Raw genomic sequence first — 1,020 nt, forward strand, 5'->3', positions numbered from 1 at the left:
ATAGTTTAGACTTTTATAAATATAATTACATTATATTACCTGTATAACACCAATAGTATTATGAGTTATCATAATATCAGAACATATGTATATAGAAAGGCTCTGATATTATGAGTAGAAGAAAACTTGAAGTAAGTGGAAGAATCAACTCTTATGAAGCACTTGAAGCTTCATATATAGATTGCAACGATGCAAAACTTCGAACAAGAATGCTTGCTGTCTTGCAGACCTGGGATGGCAAACCAAGTCTCGAAGTAGCTAAAGATATTCATATGGCAGCCACTAATGTCCGTAAGTGGTGCACCGATATAACGAATATGGTATTGCCGGGCTTATTGATACCCGACGCAGCAACCGAAAAAGTTATTTATCACCAGAGCAGAAGCAAGCAGTGATTGAAGCTTTACAAAAGTCACCCCGTGAATGTGGGTTCAACAAAAGCAACTGGACTATGCCTTTGCTAAAAAGGTGGATAAATAAGCAATGGGGTATCAACTATAAAACTTCAAGCTTATATGATTTGGTTCATAAACTTGGATTCACTCTGCAAAGGCCAAAGAAGCAGAGCCGAAATGCCAAGAAGGAAAAGCAGGAGCAATTCAAAGAGGAGTTACAGGACCTTCTTGTCAACTCCGATGATGACACCGTAGTACTTTATGAAGATGAAGCAATATTTACAGACGAACCTACCACAACATTAAAGTGGTCACGAAAAGGTGAACAGCCAATTGTGCCGACTGACAGTTCGGGCTGTAGAGAAAGAATTGCTATGTTTGGTGCAGTTGATCCTGTCAATGGCAAGGTACACTTTAAAACCTCTGAAGCTGCTAATTCACATAGCTTCAAGGATTTTTTAAAATAAGCTGCCAAAACATTATGTCAACAAGAAGGTAATTTTGCTTCTTGATAATGTACGGTATCATCATTCTAAAGGTGTTATGGAATTATTGGATTCAATAAAGGATATCTCCCTTAAGTATTTACCCCCTTATAGCTCTGAGTTGAATTCAATCGAACACC

General features: G+C 37.7%; 3 protein-coding genes. All 3 read left to right on the forward strand.

Going from position 1 to position 1,020, the window contains the following annotated elements; translation table 11 throughout:
* Window positions 1-110: 110 nt before the first annotated feature.
* Window positions 111-395: a hypothetical protein gene (locus JCM21531_RS18825; protein WP_038291718.1), complete on the forward strand. Its 285-nt coding sequence runs from the start codon at window positions 111-113 to the stop codon at window positions 393-395.
* Entirely contained in the window at window positions 299-862 is a 564-nt protein-coding gene (locus JCM21531_RS17350) for an IS630 family transposase (RefSeq protein ID WP_201768068.1), read from the forward strand. Before JCM21531_RS18825 ends, JCM21531_RS17350 begins: the two co-directional genes overlap by 97 nt.
* 1 nt (window position 863) lies before the next feature.
* Window positions 864-1,020: transposase (locus JCM21531_RS18620; protein ID WP_279379118.1), on the forward strand; the 157-nt coding region annotated here is incomplete at its 3' end.

Source organism: Acetivibrio straminisolvens JCM 21531 (genome assembly GCF_000521465.1).
GTDB classification, from domain to species: Bacteria; Bacillota; Clostridia; order Acetivibrionales; family Acetivibrionaceae; genus Hungateiclostridium; species Hungateiclostridium straminisolvens.